This is a genomic window from Streptomyces sp. HNM0645 (genome assembly GCF_030056615.1).
GTDB lineage: Bacteria > Actinomycetota > Actinomycetes > Streptomycetales > Streptomycetaceae > Streptomyces > Streptomyces marianii.
This window is the reverse complement of the sequence record NZ_JASHLT010000062.1, coordinates 64,215-90,965: the sequence shown is the minus strand read 5'-3', so window position 1 is coordinate 90,965 and position 26,751 is coordinate 64,215. Positions and strand designations below refer to the sequence as shown.

Genomic DNA, 26,751 nt, shown 5'->3' with positions numbered 1-26,751 from the left:
CTACAGCAATCTAGGCAGCTCTCACCTGCGGAAATACTGCCGGACTCACCAGACGGGAGTCCTGGGAACGAATGGCGAAAAGCCGCGGGAGCGCAAGCTTGCCGCAAATGCGCCGGAGCCGCCCCTGAGCCACTTCTCCTCGGTGCCCAAGTACGGATTCGGAGGGTGTGTGGTCGCGGCGGTCGTGGCGCACCGGGCGGCGAGGGCCGCCGCGTGAGCTGGGCAACGCGCCGACGGCGCGCGATCGTCTCGGTCATTCTGCGGTGGGCCGGGCTCACGCTGACGCTGTGGTTGCTGAGCCGGGCTGCAGGCAGCCCACGGCCCTTGCGCGGTGCGCAGCATCGGCGGTGCTGCTGGTTGCGGTGGGAGAGGCCGGCGACTGGCTGCGCCGCCGGTGGAGTGCGCACCGCCGGAGTCGGTCGACGCGCCTGCCACCCGCATGACGGTCCGGCAGCCGGAGCCGAGACGGGAGGAGCCGGACCGGTCAAAGGCGCGCATGGCGGCGTTCTTGTCCAGGCCCGCGACGCCGACGACGTTCGCCTTGCCCTGCTGGTCGGCGGCGACCTTGGCGGTTGCGGCGGCCTGGCCCTTGCACGTGGGGCACCAGGGAGCCCAGAACCACAGCATGGTGGGCTTTCCCGCGAGCGTCTTCGCGTCGAACGGCTTGCCGTCCACCGTGGTCGCGGAGAAGTTCAGCGCCTCGGGGACCTTTGCACCCCGTGACCCGCTGCCGATGTCGTGCGAGCTAGCGGGCGACTGCGCGGGGGAAGACGCCTTCGAGGGGGAGGCACCCGCGTCGCCGGCGGACGCGGAGCCGTCGCCCGAGCCGCATGCGGTCAAAGCGACAAGGGCGGCCGGGAGGAGGATACGGGCACGCAAGGAGAACTCCTGAAGGGGTCGGGACCGGTGGCGAGCGGAGTTCGTGGCGGCTCGAGCGGGCAGTGGCCGGAGCCTTACGGATCGGTGACGTCAGCCGGCGGCGTCCTTGAGCCGTTCGGAGTCGAGGACGGTGATGCGCCCGCGGGCCAGGCGGAGCAGGCCGTGGTCGGCGTAGCCGCGCAAGACCTTGGTGCAGGTTTCGCGGGAGGTGCCGGCGAGGGCGGCGAGCTGTTCGTGGGTGAGGGCGATCTGCGGGTGGCGTCCGACCGGCCGCAGGGGGCCTGCCGGGGGCTGGGCGCTGGTCAGGGTGGTCAGCGTGGTGGCGATGCGCTGGGCGACGGTTTTGAACACGCTGTCGGACAGACGCTGTTCGAGGTCGGCCAGGCGGCGGCCGAGGATCGCGGTGATCCGTGCGGCGATCCGCGCGTCGGCCAGCAGTAGCCGATGGACGTCCGTACGGCTCATCACGCACACGACGGTGTCGTCGAGGGCTTCGGCATAGTTGTCGTACATGTGCTGCCCGAGCAGGACCATCTCGCCGAAGATGGTGCCCGGGGAGATGATCGCGGTGGTCAGCGCCCGGCCGTCGGCGGAGACCCTAAAGACGCGGACCCGGCCCTGCTTGAGGATGAACAGCACCTCCGAAGGCTGGGTGGGCGAGTACAGGATCTCGCCGGTGTGGTAGGTCTTCATCGGCGCCGCGGCGGCGATGGCTTCCATCTCCTGCTCGGACAGGTCGCAGAAGATGTCGACTTCGGCCAGGCACCAGGTCCGCTCCGCTTCCTCGTGGCCTGCTGCGGCGTCGGTCATGGTGTGTGTCTCCTCGCGTCGTCCAGGGGCCCACGGTGGTGGTGCGGCGCCCCACGCCGGGCTGGCCAGCGCCTCGGCGCTGCTGGCCAGACAGTAGGGCACCGCGCCGTCTACCGGGCCCATGCGGTGCGGCGCCGCGCCCTGCGGAGGGACCGTGGAGCCGGGACTTGACGCGGGAGCCTCGCTGCTCATCGAGCCGGGCCGGTGCGCTTGCCCATCGCCTGGGCGATGCCCGCGAACGTGGCGCCGGCAAGCAGGCCGAACACGAGGTGGGCGCCGAGGCTGGAGGAGGTCACGTCGTTCCACTCGAAGACCGGCATGCCCATGTTGGCGGGCATGATCCACAGCGCGCCGATGGTCCACCACACGGCGCCGTAGGCCAGACCGAGGGCGACGGCGGGTGCGAGGCGCTGTGCGAGGGGGCCGAGCACAATACCGAAGGTGGCGCCGGCGAACAGCGCGATGGCGAGATGGATCAGCCAGCCGGCGAAGGCGTTGGTGGTGCCCAGCAGCCCGGCCACCATCGTGATCATCGCGGTGTCCATGACGGGACGGGAGACCGACATCCAGAAGCCCATGCCGACGCCGCCGACGAGGCCAGCCGCGGCGCCCCGGACGGCGTACAGCGGGATCGAGGCGATCTTGGGGGAGACGTGCGCTGCCGTGGTCATGGTGATCGTCCCATCGGTTGTTCTCTCGCTTTCGCCGCCGACGCTAGATCGGGTGGCGGGGCAGGTCTGTGACCGCGCTTACCTACGCACCGGTAGACAGTCGTGGCGTCCGGTTGCCGCCGACCGTCGGGGGGTGGGTCTATGGAACTCTCACCGGGAAGCGGGGCATCGGATGGGTATCGACGAGAGCGTGGATCGGATGATTCCGCTGCCGTGTGAGCAGGTGGCGGCGTACGCGATGGACTGGCGCCACGATGCCGAGTGGACCCAGGGCATCCGGACGGCGCAGCTGACCCGCGAGGCCGCTGCGGGCGGTTTCGGGGTCGGGGCGGAGGTGACGCGGACCGCGTACTTCCTGGGCAAGCGGATCGACTACGTACTGCGGGTCGCTGCCTACGAGCCGCCGTGGCTGCTGGACATGGTCTCGGTCGCCGGCCCGCTGCCGATGCACGTGACGTACACCTTCGGCCCGGTCCCAGACGGCGGCACGCTCGCCCGGATCCGCGTGCGCGGCGACGCCTCTGGCCTGTACCGGCTGGCCGGACCGATGATGGGGCGCAAGGTGCGCTCGTCGCTGGTCAAGGACCTCCAGGATCTGGAGCGGCAGGTGAGCCGGCGAGCGGGAGGGTGAGGGCGGTCATGGCGTTCGACGAAGGACTGGCGGAGCGCATCCGGGCCCGGCTGGGTCCGGATCCGGGCATTACGGAGAAGCGGATGTTCGGCGGGCTGGCGTTCCTGTACGAGGGCAACATGGCGGTCGGGGTGATCGGGGACGAGCTGATGGTCCGCGTCGGCCCGGACGCCACCGAGGCCGCCCTGGCACGGCCCGGGACTCGGCCCTTCGACTTCACCGGACGCCCGATGCGCGGCTGGGTCGTCGTGGCCGCGTCCGCGCTGTCCGAGGACGAGGCCCTGGCCGACTGGATCGGCCAGGGGCACGACTTCGCGGCGAGCCTGCCGCCCAAATGACGTGGTGGCAGGAGTCGCAGCTGCCCTCGGCCGGATTTAGCGTGGAAGGAGGGGTGTCGGTTTCGCGAGGCTGAGAGGAGTGGTGGCCATGGCGGGCCGCACGCGGAGCGAGGTCGAGGCAGAGATCGAGGAGACCCTTGGCCTCGTGCCTCACTTCTTCTCCCGCATCCCCGATGACCTGCTGGATCACGAGTGGGAGATCTTCAAGAAGATCGAGCTCGGCGAGACGCTGATCCCTAACAAGTACAAGGAACTGATCGGGATCGCGTTGCACTCGGAGACGAAGTGCCGTTACTGCACGCTCTTCCACACCGAGGCGGCGAAGCTGTTCGGGGCCACGGACGAGGAGATCCAGGAAGCCGTCCACTACGCGAAGAACAGCCTTGGCTGGAGCGGCTACCTCAACGGCATCCGTGAGGACTACGACGACTTCGAGAAGGAACTCGGGCAGATCAAGGACTACCTGGGATCGAAGGGCTGACCATGCACCTTGAGTGGGCCCGGCCCGGCATCCTGCGCGCGACCGCTCACCCCTTCGAGTTCGCGGCGCTCGTGGCCGCCGCCCGCTTCGTGGCCGAGTCCGCTCCCTCCGACATCCCGGGGGAGTCGCTGGAACAGCTAAGACACATCCTGCGCGACTACGACGCCCAGGCACGCCGTCTGCATGACACGCCTGCCCCAGACGGGCCCTGAAGGCCCCGCCCGCCCAGGGCGGGCGAGGAGCCGTTCGATCAGACGCCCCGAGGGTCCTTTTCAACAAGCAGCAAGGCGTACCCCAACACTTCGCCCCCCACCGCCGCGCGGGCCGCCTCCAGGACGGCGGGAGCCGCCGTGAGATCCACGCCGGCATCGGTGAGGTGGGCCGCGGCGGTGATGCGCAGCAGGTTCAGCCGGGCCTCGATCTGGTCGATCATCCGCAGCATCGCCTGGTCGTGGCGCTCGGTACGGAGCGTGCGCAGTCCCGCGCCGGCCAGGATCCCGGTGTACTCCTCAAGCGGGCGGCCGTCGGCGATGCAGGCGATCCGGGCGCCGAGGCCGGTGAGCCCGGGCGGAAGCCGGGTGGTGTCGACCGTGACGTCGGTGATGCCGAGGCGGCCGCCGGGCCGCAGGGCAGATGCGGGCCGCACCGGGGTCTGGGGCGTCGGTGACGTCACCGGACAGGGCCCGTGCACGCATGTCGCGATGTACCAGGCCGAGATCGCCGTACGCGACATCCTCGGCCGGCCCGGACCGGACGCGGACTACCGGGCGATGCCCCGGGTCACCTTCACCGACCCCGAGGTCGGCTCCGTCGGGCTGACCGAACACGCCGCCCACGAGCGGGGCCTGCGAGCACGCACCGGCACCGCGCGAGTGCCCTCGTCCGCACGGGGCTGGATCCACAAGGCCGGCAACGACGGCCTGATCAAACTTGTCGAGGACGCCGACCGCGGCGTCCTGATCGGGGCAACCTCCGTCGGCCCGGCAGGCGGTGAGGTCCTCTACGGCCTGGCTGTGGCCATCCAGACGGAGATCCCGGTCGACCGGCTGCGGCACATGATGTTCGCCTACCCCACCTTCCACCGCGCCGTGGAAGACGCCCTCGCCGACCTCGGCCGTGCCGACTGACCCCCAGGGGCACAAGTTTCGCAACAGCGGGGCGGCCGACTCCGCGCCCGGCCGGTCAACGGTGAGGAGGAGGCAGCCAGCAGAACACCGCCCGCGTGAGCGCCCTGGTCAGCCAGTCGCCCACTCGATCACGCACCCGCACCGGACCCCGGGCACCGCGGGAGGCGGCCAGCCCCTCAGGCGCAGGCGCGCCGCCCGGCGCCGGCCTCAACTCACGCTGCGTCCCGGCCCGCCGGGCCAGCCCGCTCGGACGCGCCACCATGTCCCATCGCCGCCTTCCCTCTCGGTGCGAACAGACACGCCGCCCGCACTCCACCGCGTCCGTCGGCCCGCCCTGCGGTACCGGCGAGCCGCTCACCGCAGACCCGAGCGCCGCTCCGCCTCTTGTCGGACCGCGGCCAGGGAGGCGGCGACGGTCGCTTCCCACCGTGGGGCGACCATGCTGCCCCACCACTGGCCGGCCTGCCACAGGTCCGTGGCGAGCTCTCCCTCGTAGGCCAGCCGCGTACCGGACCCGTGCTCGGTGAGGGTGAACGATTCGGTGACCGCCGGGACGGGCCCGCGCACCAGGCGGAAGCCGACGTTATCCGGACGGGTGAACCGCACCGTCTCCACCGTCGTCGCCGTCAGCCGCCCGCCCGCGACCGGGGTGCGATGGGCGGCGAGCACCATGTCGCTGCCCTGCTCCAGCACCGTGACCTTCTCGCGCATCGCTCGGGTGGCCCGCCCCNGTCTCCACCGTCGTCGCCGTCAGCCGCCCGCCCGCGACCGGGGTGCGATGGGCGGCGAGCACCATGTCGCTGCCCTGCTCCAGCACCGTGACCTTCTCGCGCATCGCTCGGGTGGCCCGCCCCAGATACGGCTGGGCGATGACGTCGAACACCACCTCACGCGGCGCCGCGATGTCGACGGTCTGCGGCCCCAGCGGCCGTGTGCGCCGCCCGATCCCCACATCCAGCGGCAGTGCCCCCGTCACCAGCCCCACATACCCACCCGCCACACCCACGCCCGCTACGGTCACCGCACCCAGAGCACCGATCCACGCCATTGCCCGACCTCTCCACGCGTCCGTCCCCGTCTCACCTACGACGCTAGGCCGGGCATGTACGCCGATCAGTGAGCGCGCTCACCTTCCTCCCGGCGCGTCGGCCCCTACCCTGAGCGCCACCCCCGAGTGGTGGAGGATCCAGAAGCATGGAGCCCGTATCCGCTGTGGCCGACAGCCGCGCCGCGACGAATGCGCTGCTGGCCGAGCTGCGAGAAGACCGCCTCGCCCCGGAAGCCGTCGTGCGCTTCGTCGGCCAGGCCGCACACCGGTCGCTGCGCCAGGCCGCCCGCCGCCCCCNATCCGCTGTGGCCGACAGCCGCGCCGCGACGAATGCGCTGCTGGCCGAGCTGCGAGAAGACCGCCTCGCCCCGGAAGCCGTCGTGCGCTTCGTCGGCCAGGCCGCACACCGGTCGCTGCGCCAGGCCGCCCGCCGCCCCCGTGCCCTGGCCGAGCTCACCGCCCTGCACGCCGTCCTGTACACGCTGGCGGCCGGCAGGCGGCCCGGACCGGGCTGGGTGGCCGCCAGCTGGGTCCTCGCCGCCTCGCACCTGGGGCTGCTGGAACACCGCACCCGCCTGACCGCCGCAGACATCCTGACGCTGCTGCGCGGCAACCTCCCCGCCCTGCCCGGCGGAACCGGCCGCGCCTCCGGGGTGCTGGCGGTCGGCCTCGATCTCGCCGACGGGCGCCTTGCCCGCCACCAGGGCACGACCTCTCCCTTCGGTGACTACGCCGATACCTTCGCCGACGCCGCGTTCTGGATGTGGCTCACCCTGCGTCACGATCCCAACCCCGCCGTACGGGCGGCGGCCATCGCCGCCTGGGCACTGCCCGTCGTCACCGTCACCGGCCTCGCCCTGCGCCGAGGCGCCATGCCCGAGCGGCCCCGACCCGTCCTGCTGCGCCCGGCCGCCGCCCTTCAGGCCGTCGTCGCCCTCCGGCACCTGACCCGCCGCTGACCCGCATCGGTCACTGCCCGCCGTCTGCCGACGCCTCCGGCGTGCCCTCCACCCGTACGCCCTGCCAGAACGCCACATGGTCCTTGATCTTCCGGGCCAGGGGGCTGGGCTTGGGGTAGTACCAGGCGGCATCCGGATTCGTCAGCCCGTCGACCTCGAGACTGTAGTAGCGGGCTACTCCCTTCCAGAAGCACAGCGACCTGGTCCTGCTCGGCGTGAGGTACTGCCGGTGCAGAGACTCGGGCGGAAAATAGTGGTTGCCCTCGACGATCACCGTGCGCGGGGTCTCCGCGATCACCGTTCCGTTCCACACCGCACGCAGCATGGGCTTGCTCCTCACCGTGAACCAGGACGGTATGTCCTGGGAGCCTTCACGCTAGGCGGGCCCGGCCGGCCAGTTCAGTGAGGACGCTCACCATCCGCGCTGCCCGCCCCGGTGAGGATGCGGCACACCTCAGCGTCGGTGCAGTCGGCGGGATCGGTCGCGGCGGCCCGCTCCGCAAGCCCCCGCAGCACCCCCCTGGTGGCACGCAGCTCGGCCAGATGCCGGTCGATGTCCTGAAGATGCGCCTCGACGAGTGCCGTGACGTGGGTGCAGGGAGAGGCGCCGGCATCGCGCAGAGCGAGCACGGAGCGGATCTCGGCCAGGCTCAGCCCCGCGCCCTGAGCGTCACGGATGAACGACAGCCGCTGCACCGTCTGCTGCGGATAGTCGCGATAGCCGCCCGCGGTACGGGGCGGGGCGGGCAGCAGCCCGGCCTGCTCGTAGAACCGGAGGGTCTTCGCCGTCACCCCGCTGACGGCGGCGAGGTCACCGATGCGCATGGCTCCAGGCTAGCCCTTGACCTTCCAGCGCACTGGAAGGTCTACCGTCCACACGCAGAGCAGGAAGAACCACGCCAGGAAGGGGTCCGCCATGAACCACTCCGAGACTGAGACGGCGCGCGTCACGGTGCTGACCATGCCCGACTGCCCGAACGCCCCGCTCATCCGCGAGCGCCTCACCGAAGCTCTCCAAGACCGGGCCGTGCCGGTGGAATGGATCGAGGTCCATGACGCGGACGAGGCTTGCAGGCTGGGGATGTCGGGCTCGCCCACCCTCCTGCTGGACGGAGCCGACCCGTTCGCAGCGGAGGGCCTCCAAGCGGGCCTGTCCTGCCGGCTCTACCGCCATGCCGACGGCACGACCGAGGGGGCACCGGCCACTGCGGACCTGCACCGAGTCCTGACTGAGAGCGGTGTGCTGCGCTGACCGCAGTCCCGGCACACCGGGGCATATGGCCCATCGCGATGACCGGGATCCGTGCATACGGCCCGGAGTTCAGCTACATGACCCGAAGGGGGCGGATCCTCGTTGAGCCCGGGGAAGTGCCCGGAGATTCGACGGTGCGGTCAGGGCCTCCCGAAGCCGTTGAATCTCCATCTGCTGCGCGGCGATTTGGGACAGCGCTCGCTGCTTGAACTCACCGAGCTCGGCGAGTTGCTCATGCCGCTCGGCGAGCCGGTCCCTCAACCCGGCACCTGACTCTTGAGGCGTTCGACCTGGGCGGCTCGTGGGTCGCTCGTGGCGCCGGCCTCGCGCAGTGCGGGCCAGGCGGCGCTCGAACTCCTCGGCCAGGTGCTGGTACGGACCGGGCCGCGGTGAGCCGTCGCGGTTCTTCTTGGGATAGAAGCCGGTGCGGGTGACCCCGGCCTGGGTCGCGAGGGTCTTGATGTCGCACTTGCCGCCCGGGGGAACGCCACCGGCCAGGAGTTGTTCCATGACCTGCCGAATGGCCCTCTCGTTGTTCCGCCGGGTCTCGTCGCTGATGCGGACCATGTCAGGCCCCCGTTCCGCAGCGGGCGTCGATCTCGGCCAGCACCCGTTCATCGCGGGCGAGTTCCCCACTCAGCCGCATCTTCTCCGTCCGCTGTGCGCGTCCGATGGTGGCGATGAAGACCTTCTTACGCTCGGCGCTGGCCGCCCATACCGGGCGGTGCCCGGCACGGTGGGTGGCCTGGGGGCACCGCGCGGAATCGCACATGCCGATCAAAGGCTCTGTCGCCCCACGGGCGTGGGCCCCTGCGAGCTTGAGGCACAGCGCCTTGGACGGATCGAGGAACCAGCAGTGGTTCGCCGGCCCCAGATGCAGGGACTTGGTCCGCTTGGCGAGGAGATTCGTCAGTGGGCGGCGCAGTGCTGCTGGGTTACCTCCCCGAGAGGGTCGACGCACCCCCGTTCGGTGAGCCAGTTGAGCCAGGCGGTCTGGCCGGTCAGGTAACGCCGGAAGTCGCGGTGCTGCCACAACGGACGTGACCACGACGTGCGCGTGCCGGGCGCGGAGGAGGACTCAGTACAAGGAGGTCACGGAGCACCTCCTCGGCGTCCTCTAGGCCCGCCCACAGCACGTCCGCGGCCTCGTGACGAGCCCGCCCATACGCTTCCAGCGTCGGGGTGACCGCGGCCGGGTCGTCCAGCGGCTCGGACAGGAGGCCGGGGGAGGCCTCTCGAAGGAGCGGGTGGTCCTGTCCCCCGTGCCGGCAGCTCGGCCGGAGCCTCGCCGAGTGAGTTGCCCGCCGGGCCGGCGGAATCGCGCGACAGCGTCGGCCGACCGCCCGACGCCTACGCCGCCGAGCCGCCGTCGATGTCCCGACACCGACACCGACACCTATGAACCGGCGCCGATGCCGAGTCGGCCCTCGGTCACGGTCACGCCGGTACCGGCAGACTCGGGTCCGTGAGCGGGACGTTCGGGAAGCTGAGCGTCCGGTAGACGGCCACGCCGCCCGCCAGTTCCGTGCAGGCATGCGCCGCGGCGTTGGCGCGGTGCGGGCATGCGGGGTCCGCGGCGTCGAGCAGCACTCCCAGTGTCGTCCCGCTGTGGCCCACGGCGACGCCCAGTCCGCCGACCTCCCGGCAGATCTCACACATACGCTCCAGGGACCACTTGTGCTTGAGCGTCTGGTTCATCAACGCGCTGCGCGTCGCGACCCTGCCCACCTCCGCGAGGTCGCGGGAGCGTACGGCGCCTGCCAGCCGGTCCAGCAGTCGCGCGTACTCGTGCCGCTCGGTCGCGGTGAACGGCTTGGGGATGCGGTTGAAGTCGACCGTGTCGACCGCCCCGCCCTCGTCGATCCCCACCACGGTCATGGCGGGCAGTGGTCCCAGGACCGCGCGCAGGCGGACCGTGCGATGGTGGAAGGCGACGATGCCCGGGTAGAGCACACCGTCGGTGGGCTCGATGCGTGCCAGCAGGCGCTCGATCCGGGAGGCGGGCATCGCGAGGCCGAGCGCCTGCCCCACCGCGCGCGCGGTCGCGACCAGATCGGCCGAGGAACTGGCCAGCCCCTTGCCCTCCGGGATGACGCTGTTGACGGTCAGCACTCCGCCGGTCGGCCGCGGCGCCTCCTCGACGATCATGCGGGCCAGACGCCGGGCCTTCTGCTTCCGGTGCGGCAGGACCACCACCTCGCCCATGTCCGGGTCCGGTCGGAAGGCCGCCCTCGTCCACCGGGCGACGGGAAGGGTGACCAGGAAGTCCCCGTTCTCCTCCGGCAGTACGCCTTGGAGCAGCTCGCCGAAGGTCCCGAAGGCGGTGCCCACTCCGGTTCCCGCCGGGGTCCCCGGCAGCAGACAGCGCCGAGGCGCGGTCTCCTGGGGCTGTGTCACGGATCTCCTCCCGTTGGAGCGTCAGATGAAACTGATAATCATTCTTATATGGATCGAGAGTTCGAGGTCAAGCCGCCGTCCTCGCGTTATCGAAGTTGACAATCATTTTCATTTAATGTGATGCTCTCGGCTCGATCCCGTCGGCATCAGCACGAGGAGGGCGCATGGGTGAGCGGAATCGGGGCCGCACGGCGGCCGGTTCAGGCATCCAGGACGAGAGGGGCGGCACGGCGCCGGGGCGACGCGGCCGGACTGCGGGTACCGAGCGGACCTGCCGGGCCGGACCGGCAGGGGACTCGGGTGCCCGGCGGGGGGACGGCATTTACGCGCACGTGGCGGAAGCGGTCAAGAGGCCCGATCTCATATCCCTGCAGCCGGACGTGGTCTGCCTGCGGTTCGAGACGATGAAGATCTACTCGGCCCTGGGCGCGGTCCGCCATCTCCTCGAGTCCGGTGCCGTCAAGCCCGGTGACACGCTCGTCGACAGCTCCAGCGGCATCTACGCGCAGGCACTGGCACTCGCCTGCCACCGCTACGGGATGAAGTGCCACATCGTGGGGTCCACCACGGTGGACCGCACCCTCCGCGTCCAACTGGAGATCCTCGGCGTCACGTTGGAGCAGGTCCGGCCGTCGAGGAACCTGCGTCTGGACCAGGAGCTCCGGGTGAGGCGCATCGCCGAGATCCTGGAGGAGAACCCCTCGTACCACTGGATGCGGCAGTACCACGACGGGATCCACTACCACGGCTACCGGGACGTGGCCGACACGATCGCCCGTGAGGTGCCCGACGGGCCCTTGGCGCTGGTGGGCGGAGTGGGCTCGGGCGCCTCGACAGGTGCCCTCGCCACCTATCTGCGCGAGACGGGCCGCGAGGTGTCGCTCGTCGGGGTGCAGCCCTTCGGCAGCGTCACCTTCGGTTCGGAGCACGTGCCGGACCCGGACATGATCATCGCCGGGATAGGCAGTGCCATCGAGTTCCGGAACGTCCGGCACGAGCTCTACGACAGGATCCACTGGGTCGACTTCGAATGCGCGCTCTCCGGCTCGGTCGAACTCCTGCGCCGCAGCGGCATCTTCGCCGGTCTGTCGACCGGCGCCGCCTACCTGGCCACCGGCTGGGAACGCCGACGGGACGCTTCCCGCACGTACGTCTTCATCGCGGCGGACACGGGCCACCGCTATGTCGAGACCGCCTACGCCAGACACGCGGAGGCCGAGCCCGTCCACGCGCTCGAGCCCCACGAGATCACGTCCCTCGACGAGCTGAGACTCCCCTGGTCGACCGCCTCCTGGGCGGGTCTCCGCGCGCCGGGACCGGGGGATGCGCACAACTCCACCACCCACGCGGACGGTTGACCGACCCTCGGCGGCAGCAGCCACCGCTCACCTGAGAGAACCCGAAATGCCATATCCCAAGCCGCAGACGGTCGCTGAACTGACCGACGCCGTGATGTCGGGCGCCTACGGACCCGACCCGGAGCAACTGGCCGTCACCAGTGCCTTCTGGCTGTACCACACCACCCGGCTCGCCGGCAGCGACGTCACGTACCACAACCACTACCTCGTGCTGCGGGTCGGGCGGTCCTTCGGCGCCTGCTCCTTCGAGGCCGGCGAACTGGCCCCCGGCTTCCTTGAGAACGCCTCCGGCCACACCCTCGACACGCTGCTGCGCGACGAGTCGACGCCGGTGCGCATAGCCGCCCTCGACGCGTACCTCTCGCAGGTGCAGCCGCACCGGGAGGCGGTCGACGCCGAACCGGTCGCGCTGCCGGCCGGAACGCCGGAGACCCGTGCGCGTGCCCGTGACGCGTCCATCGCCGGCCTCCTCGACATCGAGCCCGGGACGAAGGTCGCGCTCATCGGGGTGGTCAACCCACTGGTGGCGGCGATACGCGACCGCGGCGGCGTCTGCCTTCCCTGCGACCTGAACCTGCGCACCACACAGTGGGGCGAGCAGATCGCCGACGACATGACCGAGGTGCTCAAGGAAGCCGACGCCGTGGTGGCCACCGGCATGACCCTGAGCAACGGCACGTTCGACCTCGTCCTCGAGCACTGCCGGGAACAGGGCGTTCCCCTGGTCGTCTACGCGCAGACCGGCAGCGCGGTCGCCCGTGCGTTCCTGTCCACCGGAGTCACCGCGCTGAACGCGGAACCGTTCCCCTTCTCGCAGTTCAGCGCCGATCCCACGGTCATGTACCGCTACCGTGCCGGGGCGCCGGTGGCCGCGTCCGGGGCTGTCTCGTGAGCGCCGGCGCCGGGAACTCCCCGAGGGAGCAGGGAGCGGTCCACGCGGAGGCGTCGGACCTCGGGACGCTCGTCCGGGAGACGGCGGACGGTCGGCCGGGGGAGCCGGTACCGGGCGACCTGAGGATGGCCCGTGCCCTGTGGCCGGTCCTGCTCGCCTCGGCGGTCGGCCTGCTGCCGTTCACCGTCTTCAGCACCTACCTGGTGCCGATCGCCGACGACGCGGGGAGCAGCGTCGCCGCCATGGGCGGTCTGCGCGGACTCGGAGGTCTCGCCGCGCTGTTGGTGGGCACCGCGCTCGCACCGTTCATCGACCGGGTGCGCAAGGAGTGGGCCGCCGCGGGCGGACTCGCCGCACTGGGTGTCTCGGCGGCGCTCGGTGCGAGCGGGGACTTCGTACTGCTCGCGGTGTTCTGCCTGCTGGTCGGCGCGAGCACGTCCGTGCTGAACCCGGCTCTGACCGCGGCGGCCGCCGACCGCTACGGCAGGGGCAAGGCGGCCGGCCGGGCGGCGACCCTGGTCACGGCCACGCAGTCGATGACGGCGATGCTCGCGGCACCGATCGTGGCTCTGCCCGCACTCCTGTGGGGGTGGGAGGGGGATCTCGTCGCGGTGACCGTCGCCTCGCTCCTCCTCGCCGCGGTGTTCCTCGCGCGGGGCAGGCGGACGAGGGCCGCGGGCACCGGCAGGGAGCAACGCCTCGGCTACGTCGCGTCGTTCAAGGCTCTCGCAGCCGTGCGGGGCGCCGTGCCACTGCTCCTGGTCTCCCTCCTCCGCACCGCGGTGTTCATGGGCTACCTCGCCTACCTGGCCGCCTACTACGACGACCGCTTCCAGCTCGATCCCGGTCTCTTCGCGTTCGTCTGGACACTGAGCGGTGCGTCGTACTTCGTGAGCAACCTGCTCACCGGCCGGGCCACCAACGCCGTCGAGCCCCGTATCAGCACCGAGCGCCTGCTGGTCGCCGGCCTGGTCGTGACCCTGGCCTCGGTCGTCGGCTTCTACTCCACCGACTGGCTGCCGCTCGCCCTCACACTGACGTCGCTCCACGCCGCAGCGCACGCGGCCGTGGCCGCGTGCGCCGTCAGCCTCCTGGTGCGGCGCTGCGGCCCACTGCGCGGCTCGGCTCTGGGTGTCAACGCCGCCGGTCAGAGTCTCGGGGTCTTCGTCGGCGCGGCTCTGGGCGCTGCCGGCCTCGGGCTGGCCGGCTACCCGGGCATCGCCGCCGTCTTCGGGGCCCTCGTGCTCATGGCGCTCGGCGCCGCCTTCCTGGTGCCCCGTCAGGGCGAGGGGGAGCGGGGGCGAGAGGCGAACGGCGCCGAGCAGCCGACGGGAGAACGAGCCGTCCCGCCGCCGCCGTGACCGGACGGCACGCGAGGGCACACCGAACCCACGCGCCCAGGGTTACCACGACCGAAGCGAAAGGCCCGTTCCATGTCCCCGCCCACGATTCCTCCACCCACGGTCACCACCGGTGTCGCCGGGCCGGCCGGCACCCCTACCGCCGGCGCGAAGCGCCGGCTCGCCACCCGCAAGGGCCTGCTGACGACCTGTGCCGTACTGGCCGCGGTTCTCCTCTCCTCCGTCGTCGTCGCGATCGGTCTGGGGCCGGCCGTGATCACGCCCGGGGAGACCGCCCGGTACCTGTGGGCGGCCCTCAGCGGCGGGAGCATCGCGGCCGACGAGGTGACCACGTATCAGATCGTCTGGCAGATCCGTACACCGAGGGTGCTGCTCGCGGCACTGGTGGGGGCCGGGTTGAGCGCCGTCGGTGTCGCCGTCCAGGCCATGGTGCGCAACGCCCTCGCCGATCCGTTCGTCCTCGGCGTCTCTTCGGGGGCGTCCGTCGGCGCCGTCGGCGTCACGGTCACCGGGGGCCTCGCGGCGCTCGGTATCCACGCGGTCTCCGCCGGGGCCTTCCTCGGTGCGCTGACGGCGTCGCTCCTGGTGTACGCGGCCTCGGCGGGCCGGGGCACGCTCTCGCCGCTGCGCCTGGTGCTGACGGGCGTCGCCATGTCGCTCGGGTTCCAGGCGGTCATGAGCGTGATCGTGTACCTCGCCCCGGACAACGAGGCGACCAGCATGGTCCTGTACTGGACGATGGGCAGCTTCGGGGCGGCTGCCTGGGGCGCGCTCCCGGTCGTGGCGGTCGCCGTACTGCTCGGGTCGGCCGTGCTGTACCGGTACGGACGGACGCTGGACGTCCTGGCTCTCGGGGACGAGACCGCCGCGAGCCTGGGCATCGGTCCCGACCGGCACCGCAGGGGCCTGCTGGTGCTCGTCTCGCTCATGACGGGCGTGATGGTCGCCGTCAGCGGTGCCATCGCCTTCGTCGGCCTGGTAATGCCGCATGTGGTGCGCATGGCCGTCGGGGCCTCGCACGCCCGGGTGCTTGCCGTGGCGCCCCTGGCCGGGGCGGTGTTCATGGTGTGGGTCGACCTGGCGTCCCGGACGCTGGTCGCGCCGCGCGAGCTGCCGCTCGGTGCCGTCACCGCACTTGTCGGCGTACCGGTGTTCATCACCCTGATGCGCCGCAGGGCCTACATGTTCGGGGGCCGTTGAGATGGATCTGACGCTTGACGGGCTCACGGTGGTGACCGACGGCAGGAGCCTGGTGCGCGAGCTGTCCCTGGAAGTGGACAGCGGCCGGATCGTGGGGCTGGTCGGCCCCAACGGGAGCGGGAAGTCCACCGCCCTGAGGTGTGTGTACCGGGCACTCCGGCCGACGTCCGGCACCGTGCGGGTGGGTGCGGACGACCTCTCCCGCATGACGATGCGCCGCGGTGCGCAGCTCGTCGCCGCCGTGACCCAGGACGGCGCCTTCGACCTCGACTTCACGGCCGAAGAGGTCATCGCGCTCGGGCGCACTCCGCACCTCCAGGGCGTCCGGGCACTCGGCAGTCGGGAACTGGCCCTGTGCGAGCGGGTGATGGAGCGGCTGCACATCCGCCACCTCGCCCGGCGCGGTGTGCTGACCCTGTCGGGCGGGGAGCGCCAGCGCGTCCTGCTGGCCCGGGCGCTCGTCCAGGAGCCCGAGATCCTGGTGCTGGACGAGCCGACCAACCACCTCGACCTCCGCCACCAGGTCGAACTGCTCGGCCTGCTGCGCGGCTCCGGACTCACCGTCCTGGTAGTGCTGCACGACCTCAACCTCGCCGCCGCCGCCTGCGACCGCATCGGCGTGCTGTCCCGGGGGCGCCTGGTGACGGCCGGTGCGCCGGCGGAAGTCCTCACCACCGAACTGGTCGAGGAGGTCTTCGGTGTCAGGGCCAGTGTCGTGTCCCACCCGCTGACGGGCGATCCCCAACTGCTCTATTCGCTCAACCCCACTCTCTGAAAGGGATGTCCACGACATGCGACGCACCACCCGTACCCGCGGCTCGGCGGGGCGCCACCGTACCGCCCTCGCGTCCGCGCTCGCCGCCGCCCTGCTGCTCGGTGGCTGCGGCGCCGAGGCCGCATCCGACGCCGGGGCGTCCGGCACGGTCACCGTCAAGCGCTGCGGCGAACCGGTCGCCTACACGACCCCGAAGCGCGCCGTGGCGTACGAGGGCGGCAGTGCCGACAAGCTGTTCAGCCTCGGCCTCACCGATCATGTGCACGGCTATGTGATGCCACCGGCGAACCCGCCTGTGAGCGATTCCCCTTGGGCGTCCGAGTACGCCGAGGTGAAGATGCTCGGCGACGACCTCCTCAACAAGGAACTCGTCGTGGAGGCCAGGGCCGACCTCGTCGTGGCCGGCTGGAACTCCGGCTTCAAGGACGAGCGGGGCATCACTCCGGAGATCCTGGACAAGCTCGGTATCCAGAGCTTCATGCACACGGAGAGCTGCTTCAACTACCCCGGGCACCCGGAGCGGGTCACCCCGTTCGAAGCCCTGTACACCGACCTCCGCCGGCTCGGCGCGATCTTCAGGGTCGAGGATCGGGCGGAGAAGGTGGTGGACGGTCTGCGGAAGCGTGTCGAGGCGGTCAGGGCACGGGCGCCGAAGGGCGATCCGGCGCCGGTCTTCCTCTACGACTCCGGTACGGACCAGCCCTTCACCGCGGGCAGCCAGGTGCCGCCCAACGACATCATCGCGGCAGCGGGCGGCAGGAACGTGTTCGACGGCCTCGACCAACGGTGGACCCAGGTGAACTGGGAGGCAGTGGCCACGTCCGAGCCTGAAGTGATCATGATCCTGGACTACGGCGACCTGCCCGCCGAGAAGAAGATCGACTTTCTGAGGAAGTCCCCCCATACGAGGGCGCTTCCCGCGGTGAGGAAGAACAACTTCTTCGTCCTCGACTACAACGAGGGCATCAGCGGGCCGCGGAACGTCGACGGCCTGGAGAAGTTCGCGAAGTACCTGCGCGACCTCGAGAGCTGAACCCGGCCCGCGGGGGCCGTGTCCGGACGGAGACGGCCCCCGCGCAGAGCTCCTGCCGGTGAGCGGTCGCCCACCGGCAGGAGCTGTGCGCGGCCGGGGCGGCCGCGGGCGGGAGCGCGCCGCTCAGCCCGACGGCGCGGCCGCCCCGGCCGGTGGTGTCGCCGCCGGCTCCGCCGGCGCCTGCTGTTTCCCGCGCTGAAGGCGACTGACGACCGGGGCGGTGACCGCCGTGGTGATCAGGGCCACCAGGACCAGCATGGTGAAGAGGTCCGGCCCGATGACGCCGAGTTCGAGGCCGATGGTCAGTACCACCAGCTCCGTCAGGCCCCGGCAGTTCATCAGAGCCCCGATCGCCGTGGCCTCCCGCCAGGACCGCCCGCACAGGCGCGCGGCGGCCGCCGATCCTCCCCACTTGCCGAGCACCGCCACCGCGAGCAGCGCGCCGGTCCAGAGCCACTGCGCGGGGTCCACCGCCAGGGCCCCGATCTCCGTGCTCAGCCCGGTGTGCACGAAGAACAGCGGCAGCAGGACGGGCACCACCACGGCGCGCAGCCGGGCTGCCGACGCCTCGACCCGCCGGTGGCCGCGCGGCGTGGCCACGCCGAAGAGAAACGCGCCGAACAGCGTGTGCACCCCGATCAGGTCCGTGGCCAGCGCGCACAGGCACAGACCGCTGAACAGCAGGACCAGGACCACCCCGTCGTTGGCCCGGTCCGCACGGCCCCGTGCCGCCCACCGGGCGAGCAGGGGCCGGACCACCAGCAGCATCGCGGCACCGAAGGCGACCGTGAGCCCGGCCGCCGACACGGCGTCGAACGGCGATCCGGCCGCGGCGAGCGCCACCACGAGCGCCAGCAGGCACCACGCGGCGACGTCGTCGACCGCCGCGCACGCCAACGCGAGTGCGCCGAGCGGAGTTCCGTACAGCCCCCGGTCGACCAGGATCCGGGCCAGCACCGGGAACGCCGTGACGCTCATGGCCACCGCCACGAACAGGGCGAAGGGCAGGAACTGGACCCCGTCCGGCGCCAGTCGGCCGTACAGCGGGAAGGCCAGCAGCGCGCCCAGGCCCAGCGGCACCAGGATGCCCGCCTGGCTGACCGCGACCGCCGTCCGCGAACTGCCGCGCAGCGTGCCGAGGTCAAGCTCCAGCCCGACGAGGAACATGAAGCCCAGCAGGCCGAGCTGGCCGAGCACCGAGGTGTACGGCAGAACGGACTCAGGGAAAAGCCAGGCCTGCGCCTCGGGCCACAGCCAGCCGAGCAGCGACGGGCCGAGGACGATGCCCATGGCGATCTCGCCGATCACGGGGGGTTGGCCGACCCTCCGCAGGAGCACGGCGCCGGCCTGGCACGCGAGGATCGCAGCCGGTACGGCGACGAGTACCGCGGGCATGGTCTCAGCCGCGGACACGGGCGGCTCCTTCGGGCGGTACGACGTGCGGAGGGCGGGGGGAAGCGGCCGGCGGGGGCGCCGCCGCGGCTGCGGACCACTCGGCGTAGCGGCGCAGCCCGTACAGCAACGGCTGCGCCGACGGGCGCACGGTGACCCGGCGGGCCTCGGCGAAGACCGCCGTGTGGTCGCCGAAGGCCGCGGTCTTCACGACCGTGCAGTCGGCGACGGCGTGGGCGGACGCGGTCAGGTGCGGACCGCTCGCCCCCAGCGGCAGCCGCCACTCGGTGCGCTCGAAGCGGGCCGGGTCGCCGGAAGCGAACAGGTCCGACGTGCCCCGGGCCCGCTCGTGCAGCAGGTTGAGCGCGAACTGCCCCTGTGCGAGGAGCGCTTCCAGGGTCGGGCTCGCCGTCCGGATGCACACCACCAAGGTGGGCGGGGCGAGCGCGACGCTCGCCAGCGAGCTGCAGGTCAGGCCGCGGGGCAGGCCGTCGGCATCGAGGGTGGTGACGACGGAGACGCCAGAGGGGAAGGCGGCCATGAAGGGCCGGAGGTCCGCCTCGTGGAGGACGACGGGATCCTCTGCCGCCGGTGTCCCCTCGGCTGGTTCTCCGTCCGGTACGTCAGGACGAGATGGGAAGGTGGGCATGTCTGACTCCCTGTGGATGACGAAGCAGTACGGCCCGGCGTCCGGCGGACTGCGCCGGGCGCCGGGCCGTGGGAACGGCGGTGGACCGGGTCCTGGACCGGCCCGGATCCGAGCCGGAGTGCTTGCGGAGCCTGGGAGGTGTCGAGGGCGGGGACCGGGTGGAGCCCCCGCCCCCGATCGGCCTATGAGTGGAGTCGCTTCAGGTACTCGTAGGCGCTCGGCAGCGTCTCCAGCAGGTTCTGCTGCTGGCGCTTGACCGTCTCGAACAGCGGCTCCGCCCCGGCCACGGACTCGGGCTTGTAGGCCAGGGCGGGGAGCGGCGCGTCCGGCTCCAGGCCCAGGCCGGCGAAGATGCAGTAGTAGCTGCCGTTCGTCCAGAAGTTGCGGAACTCGGCCTCGAAGTTGCCGTAGTACGTCGACTCGTCGGTGATGGGGGAGTTGATGGGCAGTCCGGCGCGGTACGCCGCTATCTTCTGCTGGATGTTGTCGGGGAGCGTCAGCTTCTTGTTGGCCTGCCAGAACGGCGTGTCGTTGCGCGGGGCGTAGAAGAAGTGCGCCTGGATGAAGTCACGGGTGTCGTCGAACATCACCTCGATCTCGCGGTTGAAGGCGTCGACCAGACCCTCGTTGAAGGTCGTGTCGGGGAAGTGCTTGGCAAGCTGGTAGATGGCGGCGGTGATGAAGTAGATGCCCGTCGACTCCAGGGGCTCCAGGAAGCACGACGACAGCCCGATGCTGACGACGTTCTTCACCCAGGCCCGGCGGTTGCGCCCCACCCGGAACCTGATGTGGTTGAAGGCCGTCTTGTCCGGGTCCAGGCCCCACATCGCGGCGAACTCGGCCGTCGCCTCGTCCTGGTCGGCGAACTTGCCGGAGTACACGTATCCGGTGCCGAAGCGGCCCAGCATCGGGATCTTCCAGGCCCAGCCCGACGACATCGCGATCGCGGAGGTGTAGGGCTCCACGCCGCCGGCCTCGTCGTCGTGCGGCACGGCGGTGGCGACCGCGCTGTCGCACAGCAGGTGGTCGCTCATGTCGATGAACGGCTCGGCCATCGCCCGGTTGATGAGCAGCCCGCGGAAACCGGAGCAGTCCACGAAGAGGTCGGCGCCCAGGTCCTTGCCGCTCTTCGTCCGCAGCGAGGTGACGAAGCCCCGCTCGTCCTGGACCACCTCGGTCATCTCGTCCTCGACGTGCCGGACGCTCTGCTTCTCGACGGCGAAGCGGCGCAGGAAGTCGGCCACGAGCTGGGCGTCGAAGTGCCAGGCGTAGCGGGTGGCCGAGCGCCCGTCGAGCCAGCGCGGCGCCTTCATCGCGTCCATGATCGGAGGCTCGCGGAAGCACGCGTAGTCGAACGGCTCCGTGGTGCTGCCCTCGTACTTGCGCTTGAACCAGTAGTGCGACAGCGGCGTCTGGTCGTAGTCGGGCAGCAGCCCGAAGGGGTGGTAGAAGTGGTCGGGCCGGCCGTCCGGCAGCGTCCTGGCCGTCGACTCGCCCCGGCCCTCGGTCCGCCAGTTCACGAATCGCACGGCCATCTTGAAGCTGGCGTTGCACTCCCGCATCCACTCGTCCTCGGGGATGCCGAGGTAGTCGAAGAACGCGCGCTGCAGGTTGGGCACGGTCGCCTCGCCGACCCCGATCCGCGGAATCGTCGGCGCCTCCAGCACCGTGATGTCGACCGTTCCCTGGAGAGCCTTGCCCAGATATGCGGCCGTCATCCAGCCGGCCGTGCCGCCGCCCAGGATGACGACCTTCTTCAGTCGGGTGTCGGTGCTGGTCATGGAGCAGCCCTCATTTCTGAGTCGGGAATCGCGGTCGGGCGCCGGGAGCCGGCGGAGAGGCGGGCCGGACGCGGCACGACCGGCCGGGCAGGACCTGAACCTCCGGCGCCGGCCGGGGCCGTCGGAGCCTCAGCGTGCGCGGCCGCTCTATGACGGAACTACAGAGGCGCTATCCGGCCGGTATAGGCCGGATGTAGACCCCGGGAACAGAATCGCCGCAGGCAGAACGGCATGCGGCGGACCTCAGGAGGAAGCGATGACCACCGCGGTGACCGGAATTGCACGGCATGCGGTACGCATCCGCTTCCTGGGTGACTTCGAGTTGACCGTGAACGGCGTCCCGGTGCGGCGCTGGCGGGCCGGAAAGTCCCGGGGACTCTTCCAGTACCTCGTGATCCACCGAGGTCAGACCCTCACCCGCGACCGGCTGTACGAGGCACTGTGGCCCGGTTCCGACGGGGCTGCCGGCGACAGTTCGCTGAAGGTCGCCGCGCACGCACTGCGGCGGGTCCTCGACGCCCACCCCGACGGCTCCGGCGAGTCCGGAATCCGGCTGCACTACCGCGACTTCGGCTACGCCCTCGACATCGCCGACCTCTGGTCGGACGTGGACCGCTTCCAGGAGCTCGCCCACGCCGGGCTCCGAGCCGCCGCGTCCGGCGACCGGGCCCTCGCCCGCGAGCCGCTGCGGTCCGCCGTCGCGCTCTACGCGGGGGAGTTCCTCCGCGGCGAGCGCGCCGACTGGGTCGCCGAACACCGCGAGTACCTGCGGTCGCTGGCCCTGCGAGCCCTGGACGTGCTGCGCGCGGACGCCGCCGAGCGCGAGGACTTCCCGGACCTCATCGAGGTCTGCCGCCGCACCCTCGGCATCGACCGGCACCACGAGGAGACCTACCGGGCGCTGATGACGGCGCACGGGGAGCGCGGCGAACACGCCTGCGTGCGCCGCTGGTACGAACTGTGCGCGCGCCGGCTGCGGGACGACCTCGCGGTGGCACCGTCCCGGGAGACCGACCGGCTGCTCCACGCGATGCTGCCCGCCCGGGCCGCCGTCACCCCGCCGCGCACCGCACCGGTGACCGCCGCGGCACTCTCCGGACTCCGCCCGCGTGCCGTACGGCGAACCCGGCCCGACGCCCGGACATCCGCCCTGGGCCTCGCCGCCCCCACGGCCGGCCTCCGGGCCGGGCCGCGGCCGCCCACAGCTGCTCCGGGACTCGTCCCGCCCGCACGAACCCAGTGACCGAGCGACCCAGTGAGGAATCCACCGTGACCGTGCTGACCGTGCCGCAGGACTCCGCCGCACCGACGGCCGAACCGTCCGCATCCGCCCTGCCACCCCGCTACGACGACCAGTGGATCGGCGGTCGCTGGACGGCCTCCGACGCCGACGGCCGTCTCGTCGTCACCGACCCAGGCACCGAGCAGCCGCTCGCCACCGTGCCCTCCGGTAGCCCTCGCGACGCCGACCTCGCCGTGCGTGCCGCCGCCGGCGCCTTCCCCGGCTGGGCCGCCACGCCCGTGCGCGAACGGGCCGCACTGCTGCGCCGCGTGGTGGAGGGACTGGAGCGCCGCGCCGAGGACTTCGCCCGCGTCATCACCGCCGAGGTGGGCGCTCCCACCCGCATGGCGCTGCAGACCCAGGTCGGGCTGGCCGTGGGAATGGCCGCGCACTGCGTCGAGACCGCCGCCGCCTACGGCTTCGAGGAGCGGGTGGGCCACTCGCTGGTGGTGCGCGAGGCCGCCGGTGTCGCCGCCTGCATCACCCCGTGGAACGTGCCGCTGCTGCTCACGGTGCAGAAGCTGCTGCCCGCCCTCGCGGCCGGCTGCACCGTCGTCCACAAGCCCAGCGAACTCACTCCGCTGCACGCCCGGCTCCTCGCCGAGGTGTTCGCCGAGGCCGATCTGCCGCCCGGTGTGGTGAACATGACGGTGGGCACCGGCGACACCCTCGGTACCGCGCTCGTCGCCCATCCGCTCGTCGACGTCGTGTCGCTGACCGGTTCCACCCGTGCCGGGCGCCGGGTGTCGGCCCTGGGCGCCGACGGTGTCAAGCGGATCCACCTGGAGCTCGGCGGCAAGAACGCGAGCCTCGTCCTGGACGACGCCGATCTGGGGACCGCCGTCGGCGCCACGGTCGACCAGGTGCTCTTCAACACCGGCCAGACGTGCCTGCAGTGGAGCCGGCTGCTGGTGCCCCGGGAGCGCCAGGACGAAGCGGTGGAACTCGCCGGCCGGATCATGGACGGCTATGTGACCGGTGATCCCCGCGACCCCGCGACGGACCTGGGCCCGCTGGTGTCCGCCGCCGCGCACGCCCGCGTGGGCGAGTACATACGCCGCGGCGAGACGGAGGGCGGCGCCCGGCTGGTCCACGGCGGCGCCGGCCGGCCCGACGGGCTGCACACCGGCTACTACGTCCGCCCCACGATCTTCGCCGACGTCGACCCGCGGACCAGCATCGGGCAGGAGGAGATCTTCGGGCCGGTGCTGTGCGTCATCCCCTACGACGACGAGGACCAGGCCGTACGGATCGTCAACGGGACGCGCTACGGACTGCACGGTGCGGTCTGGTCGGGCGACGACGCCCGGGCCGAGCGCGTGGCACGCCGGTTCCGTACGGGCCTCGTCGACGTCAACGGCGGTGCGTTCAACCCCGCTGCCCCGTTCGGCGGGTTCAAGCAGTCCGGCATCGGCCGCGAGTGCGGCGCCGCCGGACTGGAGGCCTTCCTCGAGACCAAGTCGATGCAGCTGCCCCAGGCGTCCGGCGGCGAGGTCGTCGGTCCGCGTCTGCGCGCCGCCGTGCCGGCCGGCGACCCCGGCCAGGAGAGGAACGACGGATGACCGCCCACCCCGCCGCCGCGCCGGAGGTGCGGCCCGCCCACGAGGGGCCGGACGCCGCTCTCCCGCCCCTGTTCGCGGCACTGGAGCGCTGGACCCGCGAACGGCCCGACGACCCGGCGGTCAGCGCCGAGGACGGTGCGCTGAGCCATGCCGGGCTCATCGCGCGCACCGCGGCGATGGCCGCCGGACTGTCCGCCGCCGGTGCCGGTCCCGAGACCGCCGTGGGCCTGCTCCTCGGGCGGTCCCGGGACAGCGTGCCCGCGCTGCTCGCCGTGTGGAGCCTGGGCGCCACGGCCGTGCCGCTCGACCCCGGTCACCCCGTGGAGCGGTTGGCGTCCGTGCTGGACGACGCCGGGGTCTCCGTCCTGGTCACCCCGGAGGTGCCCGCCGGACTGGACGTCACCGGCGTCCGTATCCTGGACCCGGCCGGCCCGGCCTGCCGGGCGAGCGCCGCGACCGGCCCGCTCGACGTGGTCGATCCGGGACCGGACGGCTGCGCCTACGTCATCTACACCTCGGGAACCACCGGCCGTCCCAAGGGCGTCGAGGTCACCTACCGCGGCCTCGACACCTTCGTGCGTGCCCTCGCCGGGCTGGGTCCCCAGCCCGGTGGTCTGGGCCTGAACGCCGTCTCGCCCGCCTTCGACGGCTGGCTGTGGTGCACCCTGCTCTACCTCGTGCACGGCCAGGGCGTCGCCCTGGTGGACCTGTCCCTGGACGGGCTGCGCCGGGCCGCAGACGCCGGCCGCGAACCGATCCCCGCAGGACTGCGCACCGCCTCCCTCACCCCGTCGCTGCTCGCGGCCCACGGCGGCGCGCTGAGCGGGGCCGAGGTCGTCGTGGTCGCCGGCGAGCAGTGCCCGGCCGCACTGGCCGAGCGCTTCTCGCGCGGTCGGCGGCTGCTCAACGTGTACGGGCCGACGGAGGTGACCATCGCGGCCACCTGGGCCGACAGCGAGCGGGGTGACGATGTGAGCACCATCGGACGGCCGCTGCCCGACTACCGCGCCTATGTGCTCGACGACGACCTGATCCCGGTCGCCGAGGGCATCGAGGGCGAGCTCTACCTCGGCGGACCCGCCGTGGCCCGCGGCTACCGCAACCGGCCGGGGCTCACCGCCGCCCGGTTCCTGCCCGACCCGTTCCAGGGCGGCGGCGCGCGGATGTACCGCACCGGGGACCTCGTGGTCCGGCGACCCGGCGGCGAACTGGAGTACCGCGGCCGGCGCGACGACCAGGTGAAGGTCCGCGGCCACCGCATCGAACTGGGCGAGGTCGAGCGGGTCGCCGCCGAACTCCCCGAGGTCGTCGCCGCCGCCGCCTGCGTCCTGGGCTCGGGTCAGACGCTGGGACTCGCGGTTGTCGCGGCCCCCGGCGCGGAAGGCGCACTGGCGGACTCCGTCACCGGGCACTGCGCCAAGCTGCTACCGGAGGCGGCGGTGCCCGCGACGGTCCGGGTCGTCGACCGCATCCCCACCCTGACCACGGGCAAGGCCGACCGCGACGAACTCGCCCGCCGGCTCGCGGAGCCGGCACGGGAGGAGGAGGCGGGCAACGCCGGCGCGCGTGAGCGCGACGTCATGGCGGTCTGGGCCGAGGCTCTGGAGCGCGAGGTCCCGGGACCGGACGCCGACTTCTTCGAACTGGGCGGACACTCGCTCGCCGCGGCCCGCGTCGTCGCTGAACTGCGGCGGACCACCGGGCTGCGCCTCACGCTCGGAACGCTGCTCTCCCGACCGACCGTCGCGGACGTCGCCGCCGAACTCGACCGCCTGGCGGCCGAGTCAGGGGCATCTGAGACCGCCCTGCGCACCGCCGAGGGGGCCTGAGCCATGGGAAGCTGGATCTCCACCTGGCCCACCGGCCCGGACGACGCGGCCCTGCCCGCGCTGCTCTGCCTGCCGCAGGCAGGGGCCGGCTGCCAGCAGTTCCGCGCCTGGGCCAAGGCCCTTGCCGGTGTCGCCCAGGTCCACGGTGTGCAACTGCCCGGACGTGAGAACCGCTGGCGCGACCCGATGCCGGAGACCTTCGGCGAGGCCGTCGAGGCGATCAGCGCAGAGCTGCGCCCGGTCGTCGCGGGAGGCCGCCGGCTGGTCGTCTTCGGCCACAGTTTCGGTGGACTCATCGGATACGAGGTCGCCCGCCGGGTGACGCCCGACGTTCTGGTGGTCAGCGCCTGCCGTGCGCCCGGGCACTGGGACGGCGCCGGTCGGGGCATCGTCGAGGACGACGAGGAACTGGACAAGCTCTTCGACACGGCCGGGCTCGATCCGGCGTTCCTCGACGAGGACACCCGGGCCCTGATGGTCGCCATGCTCCGCAAGGACGCCGTGCTGTCCCTGAGTTACACCCACACGCCCGGCGACCCGCTGCGCGTGCCGGTGCACGCCTGGAGCGCGGCCGGCGACGAGACCGTCACCGTCGGGGACCTGGCCGGCTGGGCCTCCGTCACCACGGCCGGCTTCCGGGTGCACCGCGTCGAGGGCGGCCACCACGCCGTGCTGCGCCGCCCGGCGCCGGTCCTGGAACACCTCGCCTCACTGCTGCGGGACGACACGACCGCGGCCGGCACCCCCGCCTGACCGGTGGGTGATCCGCCCGACAGGGCGGTCCCCCCTTCCCGCAGCACCGCCCCGAGCCCGGAGGACGCCGTGCCCACGACCCATCAGGTCCTCGTCAACGACGAGGAGCAGTACGCCCTCTACCCCGCGGCGCGCGAGGTGCCCGACGGCTGGACACCGGACGGCTTCAGCGGCAGCGAGGACGAGTGCGTGGCCCATGTGGACGCGCACTGGACCGACACCCGACCGCGCAGTGTGCGCGAAGCGACCGCGGCCCCCCGCGCCGCCGCCGGCGCGGGCGAAGGAGCCTGA

At 72.0% G+C, this 26,751-nt stretch carries 31 protein-coding genes; 18 read left to right on the top strand and 13 right to left on the bottom strand.

Annotated features, from left to right (window positions below):
- Window positions 1-45 precede the first annotated feature (45 nt).
- From QMZ92_RS31925 to QMZ92_RS31915, 3 genes are all read right to left on the bottom strand, one after another.
- Window positions 46-879, bottom strand: a complete 834-nt coding sequence (locus QMZ92_RS31925) for a redoxin domain-containing protein (RefSeq protein WP_283301058.1) — start codon at window positions 877-879, stop codon at window positions 46-48.
- Window positions 880-969: 90 nt separating this feature from the next.
- Window positions 970-1,689, bottom strand: coding sequence for a Crp/Fnr family transcriptional regulator (locus tag QMZ92_RS31920; protein ID WP_283301057.1), 720 nt, complete (start codon window positions 1,687-1,689; stop codon window positions 970-972).
- A 188-nt stretch (window positions 1,690-1,877) separates the two neighbouring features.
- Window positions 1,878-2,360, bottom strand: coding sequence for a hypothetical protein (locus QMZ92_RS31915; RefSeq protein WP_283301056.1), 483 nt, complete (start codon window positions 2,358-2,360; stop codon window positions 1,878-1,880).
- A gap of 172 nt (window positions 2,361-2,532) precedes the next feature.
- Here QMZ92_RS31915 and QMZ92_RS31910 point away from each other — a divergent pair, with 172 nt between their 5' ends.
- The 4 genes from QMZ92_RS31910 to QMZ92_RS31895 all read left to right on the top strand — a co-directional run bounded on the left by QMZ92_RS31910 (window position 2,533) and on the right by QMZ92_RS31895 (window position 4,022).
- Window positions 2,533-2,991, top strand: a complete 459-nt coding sequence (locus tag QMZ92_RS31910) for an SRPBCC family protein (RefSeq protein WP_283301055.1) — start codon at window positions 2,533-2,535, stop codon at window positions 2,989-2,991.
- An 8-nt stretch (window positions 2,992-2,999) separates the two neighbouring features.
- Window positions 3,000-3,329: a TfoX/Sxy family protein gene (locus QMZ92_RS31905; RefSeq protein WP_283301054.1), complete on the top strand. Its 330-nt coding sequence runs from the start codon at window positions 3,000-3,002 to the stop codon at window positions 3,327-3,329.
- An 88-nt stretch (window positions 3,330-3,417) separates the two neighbouring features.
- A complete protein-coding gene (locus tag QMZ92_RS31900; RefSeq protein ID WP_283301053.1) occupies window positions 3,418-3,810 on the top strand; it encodes a carboxymuconolactone decarboxylase family protein in 393 nt (130 codons plus the stop codon).
- Window positions 3,811-3,812: 2 nt separating this feature from the next.
- Window positions 3,813-4,022 carry a hypothetical protein gene (locus tag QMZ92_RS31895; protein WP_030842215.1) on the top strand — a complete coding sequence of 70 codons (210 nt, stop codon included), beginning with the start codon at window positions 3,813-3,815 and terminating at the stop codon, window positions 4,020-4,022.
- Between the two features lie 38 nt (window positions 4,023-4,060).
- On the opposite strand, the gene QMZ92_RS31890 is transcribed toward QMZ92_RS31895, so the two are convergent.
- Window positions 4,061-4,456, bottom strand: coding sequence for a hypothetical protein (locus tag QMZ92_RS31890; RefSeq protein ID WP_283301052.1), 396 nt, complete (start codon window positions 4,454-4,456; stop codon window positions 4,061-4,063).
- 55 nt (window positions 4,457-4,511) lie between these two features.
- Between QMZ92_RS31890 and QMZ92_RS31885 the strand changes: the two genes are divergently transcribed.
- Window positions 4,512-4,937: an oxidoreductase dimerization domain-containing protein gene (locus tag QMZ92_RS31885; RefSeq protein ID WP_283301051.1), complete on the top strand. Its 426-nt coding sequence runs from the start codon at window positions 4,512-4,514 to the stop codon at window positions 4,935-4,937.
- A gap of 354 nt (window positions 4,938-5,291) precedes the next feature.
- Here QMZ92_RS31885 and QMZ92_RS31880 read toward each other — a convergent pair whose 3' ends face one another.
- Window positions 5,292-5,648: a hypothetical protein gene (locus QMZ92_RS31880; RefSeq protein WP_283301050.1), complete on the bottom strand. Its 357-nt coding sequence runs from the start codon at window positions 5,646-5,648 to the stop codon at window positions 5,292-5,294.
- Between the two features lie 483 nt (window positions 5,649-6,131).
- Here QMZ92_RS31880 and QMZ92_RS31875 point away from each other — a divergent pair, with 483 nt between their 5' ends.
- A complete protein-coding gene (locus QMZ92_RS31875; protein WP_283301049.1) occupies window positions 6,132-6,944 on the top strand; it encodes a CDP-alcohol phosphatidyltransferase family protein in 813 nt (270 codons plus the stop codon).
- Between the two features lie 10 nt (window positions 6,945-6,954).
- Here QMZ92_RS31875 and QMZ92_RS31870 read toward each other — a convergent pair whose 3' ends face one another.
- Both QMZ92_RS31870 and QMZ92_RS31865 read right to left on the bottom strand, forming a co-directional pair.
- Window positions 6,955-7,269, bottom strand: a complete 315-nt coding sequence (locus QMZ92_RS31870; RefSeq protein WP_283301048.1) for a DUF427 domain-containing protein — start codon at window positions 7,267-7,269, stop codon at window positions 6,955-6,957.
- Between the two features lie 74 nt (window positions 7,270-7,343).
- Window positions 7,344-7,769, bottom strand: coding sequence for a heavy metal-responsive transcriptional regulator (locus QMZ92_RS31865; RefSeq protein WP_283301047.1), 426 nt, complete (start codon window positions 7,767-7,769; stop codon window positions 7,344-7,346).
- 91 nt (window positions 7,770-7,860) lie between these two features.
- Here QMZ92_RS31865 and QMZ92_RS31860 point away from each other — a divergent pair, with 91 nt between their 5' ends.
- Window positions 7,861-8,196: a thioredoxin family protein gene (locus tag QMZ92_RS31860; protein ID WP_283301046.1), complete on the top strand. Its 336-nt coding sequence runs from the start codon at window positions 7,861-7,863 to the stop codon at window positions 8,194-8,196.
- Window positions 8,197-8,265: 69 nt separating this feature from the next.
- Here the strand turns inward: QMZ92_RS31860 and QMZ92_RS31855 are convergent, their stop codons facing one another.
- From QMZ92_RS31855 to QMZ92_RS31845, 3 genes are all read right to left on the bottom strand, one after another.
- Window positions 8,266-8,763 carry a hypothetical protein gene (locus QMZ92_RS31855; protein ID WP_283301045.1) on the bottom strand — a complete coding sequence of 166 codons (498 nt, stop codon included), beginning with the start codon at window positions 8,761-8,763 and terminating at the stop codon, window positions 8,266-8,268.
- Window position 8,764: 1 nt separating this feature from the next.
- A complete protein-coding gene (locus QMZ92_RS31850; RefSeq protein WP_283301044.1) occupies window positions 8,765-9,157 on the bottom strand; it encodes a hypothetical protein in 393 nt (130 codons plus the stop codon).
- A 476-nt stretch (window positions 9,158-9,633) separates the two neighbouring features.
- A complete protein-coding gene (locus QMZ92_RS31845) occupies window positions 9,634-10,593 on the bottom strand; it encodes a GHMP family kinase ATP-binding protein (RefSeq protein ID WP_283301043.1) in 960 nt (319 codons plus the stop codon).
- Window positions 10,594-10,913: 320 nt separating this feature from the next.
- Here QMZ92_RS31845 and QMZ92_RS31840 point away from each other — a divergent pair, with 320 nt between their 5' ends.
- The 6 genes from QMZ92_RS31840 to QMZ92_RS31815 all read left to right on the top strand — a co-directional run bounded on the left by QMZ92_RS31840 (window position 10,914) and on the right by QMZ92_RS31815 (window position 17,212).
- Window positions 10,914-11,951, top strand: a complete 1,038-nt coding sequence (locus QMZ92_RS31840; protein ID WP_283301069.1) for a pyridoxal-phosphate dependent enzyme — start codon at window positions 10,914-10,916, stop codon at window positions 11,949-11,951.
- Between the two features lie 46 nt (window positions 11,952-11,997).
- Entirely contained in the window at window positions 11,998-12,843 is an 846-nt protein-coding gene (locus QMZ92_RS31835) for a Rossmann-like domain-containing protein (RefSeq protein WP_283301042.1), read from the top strand.
- Window positions 12,840-14,204 carry an MFS transporter gene (locus QMZ92_RS31830; RefSeq protein ID WP_283301041.1) on the top strand — a complete coding sequence of 455 codons (1,365 nt, stop codon included), beginning with the start codon at window positions 12,840-12,842 and terminating at the stop codon, window positions 14,202-14,204. The genes QMZ92_RS31835 and QMZ92_RS31830 overlap by 4 nt, the downstream gene beginning before the upstream one ends.
- Before the next feature lie 180 nt (window positions 14,205-14,384).
- Window positions 14,385-15,404, top strand: a complete 1,020-nt coding sequence (locus QMZ92_RS31825) for a FecCD family ABC transporter permease (protein ID WP_502962182.1) — start codon at window positions 14,385-14,387, stop codon at window positions 15,402-15,404.
- Between the two features lies 1 nt (window position 15,405).
- The gene (locus QMZ92_RS31820) at window positions 15,406-16,179 is read left to right on the top strand and encodes an ABC transporter ATP-binding protein (protein ID WP_283301039.1); all 774 of its coding nucleotides are present in this window, start codon (window positions 15,406-15,408) and stop codon (window positions 16,177-16,179) included.
- A gap of 16 nt (window positions 16,180-16,195) precedes the next feature.
- Window positions 16,196-17,212, top strand: coding sequence for an ABC transporter substrate-binding protein (locus tag QMZ92_RS31815; RefSeq protein ID WP_283301038.1), 1,017 nt, complete (start codon window positions 16,196-16,198; stop codon window positions 17,210-17,212).
- Window positions 17,213-17,335: 123 nt separating this feature from the next.
- Here QMZ92_RS31815 and QMZ92_RS31810 read toward each other — a convergent pair whose 3' ends face one another.
- The 3 genes from QMZ92_RS31810 to QMZ92_RS31800 form a co-directional block, all read right to left on the bottom strand.
- Entirely contained in the window at window positions 17,336-18,625 is a 1,290-nt protein-coding gene (locus QMZ92_RS31810) for a cation:proton antiporter (RefSeq protein WP_283301037.1), read from the bottom strand.
- On the bottom strand, window positions 18,612-19,253 hold the full coding sequence (locus tag QMZ92_RS31805; RefSeq protein WP_283301036.1) for a flavin reductase family protein: 642 nt from the start codon (window positions 19,251-19,253) through the stop codon (window positions 18,612-18,614). Before QMZ92_RS31805 ends, QMZ92_RS31810 begins: the two co-directional genes overlap by 14 nt.
- Window positions 19,254-19,435: 182 nt before the next feature.
- A complete protein-coding gene (locus tag QMZ92_RS31800; RefSeq protein ID WP_283301035.1) occupies window positions 19,436-21,034 on the bottom strand; it encodes a tryptophan halogenase family protein in 1,599 nt (532 codons plus the stop codon).
- A 256-nt stretch (window positions 21,035-21,290) separates the two neighbouring features.
- Here QMZ92_RS31800 and QMZ92_RS31795 point away from each other — a divergent pair, with 256 nt between their 5' ends.
- From QMZ92_RS31795 to QMZ92_RS31775, 5 genes are all read left to right on the top strand, one after another.
- Window positions 21,291-22,277, top strand: a complete 987-nt coding sequence (locus QMZ92_RS31795) for an AfsR/SARP family transcriptional regulator (protein ID WP_283301034.1) — start codon at window positions 21,291-21,293, stop codon at window positions 22,275-22,277.
- An 89-nt stretch (window positions 22,278-22,366) separates the two neighbouring features.
- Entirely contained in the window at window positions 22,367-23,878 is a 1,512-nt protein-coding gene (locus QMZ92_RS31790) for an aldehyde dehydrogenase family protein (protein WP_502962181.1), read from the top strand.
- The gene (locus QMZ92_RS31785) at window positions 23,875-25,707 is read left to right on the top strand and encodes a non-ribosomal peptide synthetase (protein ID WP_283301032.1); all 1,833 of its coding nucleotides are present in this window, start codon (window positions 23,875-23,877) and stop codon (window positions 25,705-25,707) included. The genes QMZ92_RS31790 and QMZ92_RS31785 overlap by 4 nt, the downstream gene beginning before the upstream one ends.
- Before the next feature lie 3 nt (window positions 25,708-25,710).
- Entirely contained in the window at window positions 25,711-26,460 is a 750-nt protein-coding gene (locus QMZ92_RS31780; protein ID WP_283301031.1) for a thioesterase II family protein, read from the top strand.
- Window positions 26,461-26,463: 3 nt separating this feature from the next.
- Complete coding sequence (locus tag QMZ92_RS31775; RefSeq protein WP_283301030.1) at window positions 26,464-26,751, top strand: MbtH family protein; 288 nt, start codon at window positions 26,464-26,466, stop codon at window positions 26,749-26,751.

What these genes read in the sequence shown, in the direction of transcription:
- QMZ92_RS31915 (WP_283301056.1), bottom strand. Translation starts at nt 2,360, where the DNA reads ATGACCACGGCAGCGCACGTCTCCCCCAAGATCGCCTCGATCCCGCTG.
- QMZ92_RS31900 (WP_283301053.1), top strand. Translation starts at nt 3,418, where the DNA reads ATGGCGGGCCGCACGCGGAGCGAGGTCGAGGCAGAGATCGAGGAGACC.
- QMZ92_RS31895 (WP_030842215.1), top strand. Translation starts at nt 3,813, where the DNA reads ATGCACCTTGAGTGGGCCCGGCCCGGCATCCTGCGCGCGACCGCTCAC.
- QMZ92_RS31870 (WP_283301048.1), bottom strand. Translation starts at nt 7,269, where the DNA reads ATGCTGCGTGCGGTGTGGAACGGAACGGTGATCGCGGAGACCCCGCGC.
- QMZ92_RS31910 (WP_283301055.1), top strand. Translation starts at nt 2,533, where the DNA reads ATGGGTATCGACGAGAGCGTGGATCGGATGATTCCGCTGCCGTGTGAG.
- QMZ92_RS31800 (WP_283301035.1), bottom strand. Translation starts at nt 21,034, where the DNA reads ATGACCAGCACCGACACCCGACTGAAGAAGGTCGTCATCCTGGGCGGC.
- QMZ92_RS31865 (WP_283301047.1), bottom strand. Translation starts at nt 7,769, where the DNA reads ATGCGCATCGGTGACCTCGCCGCCGTCAGCGGGGTGACGGCGAAGACC.
- QMZ92_RS31815 (WP_283301038.1), top strand. Translation starts at nt 16,196, where the DNA reads ATGCGACGCACCACCCGTACCCGCGGCTCGGCGGGGCGCCACCGTACC.
- QMZ92_RS31805 (WP_283301036.1), bottom strand. Translation starts at nt 19,253, where the DNA reads ATGCCCACCTTCCCATCTCGTCCTGACGTACCGGACGGAGAACCAGCC.
- QMZ92_RS31820 (WP_283301039.1), top strand. Translation starts at nt 15,406, where the DNA reads ATGGATCTGACGCTTGACGGGCTCACGGTGGTGACCGACGGCAGGAGC.
- QMZ92_RS31905 (WP_283301054.1), top strand. Translation starts at nt 3,000, where the DNA reads ATGGCGTTCGACGAAGGACTGGCGGAGCGCATCCGGGCCCGGCTGGGT.
- QMZ92_RS31885 (WP_283301051.1), top strand. Translation starts at nt 4,512, where the DNA reads ATGTACCAGGCCGAGATCGCCGTACGCGACATCCTCGGCCGGCCCGGA.
- QMZ92_RS31920 (WP_283301057.1), bottom strand. Translation starts at nt 1,689, where the DNA reads ATGACCGACGCCGCAGCAGGCCACGAGGAAGCGGAGCGGACCTGGTGC.
- QMZ92_RS31855 (WP_283301045.1), bottom strand. Translation starts at nt 8,763, where the DNA reads ATGGTCCGCATCAGCGACGAGACCCGGCGGAACAACGAGAGGGCCATT.
- QMZ92_RS31785 (WP_283301032.1), top strand. Translation starts at nt 23,875, where the DNA reads ATGACCGCCCACCCCGCCGCCGCGCCGGAGGTGCGGCCCGCCCACGAG.
- QMZ92_RS31860 (WP_283301046.1), top strand. Translation starts at nt 7,861, where the DNA reads ATGAACCACTCCGAGACTGAGACGGCGCGCGTCACGGTGCTGACCATG.
- QMZ92_RS31780 (WP_283301031.1), top strand. Translation starts at nt 25,711, where the DNA reads ATGGGAAGCTGGATCTCCACCTGGCCCACCGGCCCGGACGACGCGGCC.
- QMZ92_RS31880 (WP_283301050.1), bottom strand. Translation starts at nt 5,648, where the DNA reads ATGCGCGAGAAGGTCACGGTGCTGGAGCAGGGCAGCGACATGGTGCTC.
- QMZ92_RS31795 (WP_283301034.1), top strand. Translation starts at nt 21,291, where the DNA reads ATGACCACCGCGGTGACCGGAATTGCACGGCATGCGGTACGCATCCGC.
- QMZ92_RS31835 (WP_283301042.1), top strand. Translation starts at nt 11,998, where the DNA reads ATGCCATATCCCAAGCCGCAGACGGTCGCTGAACTGACCGACGCCGTG.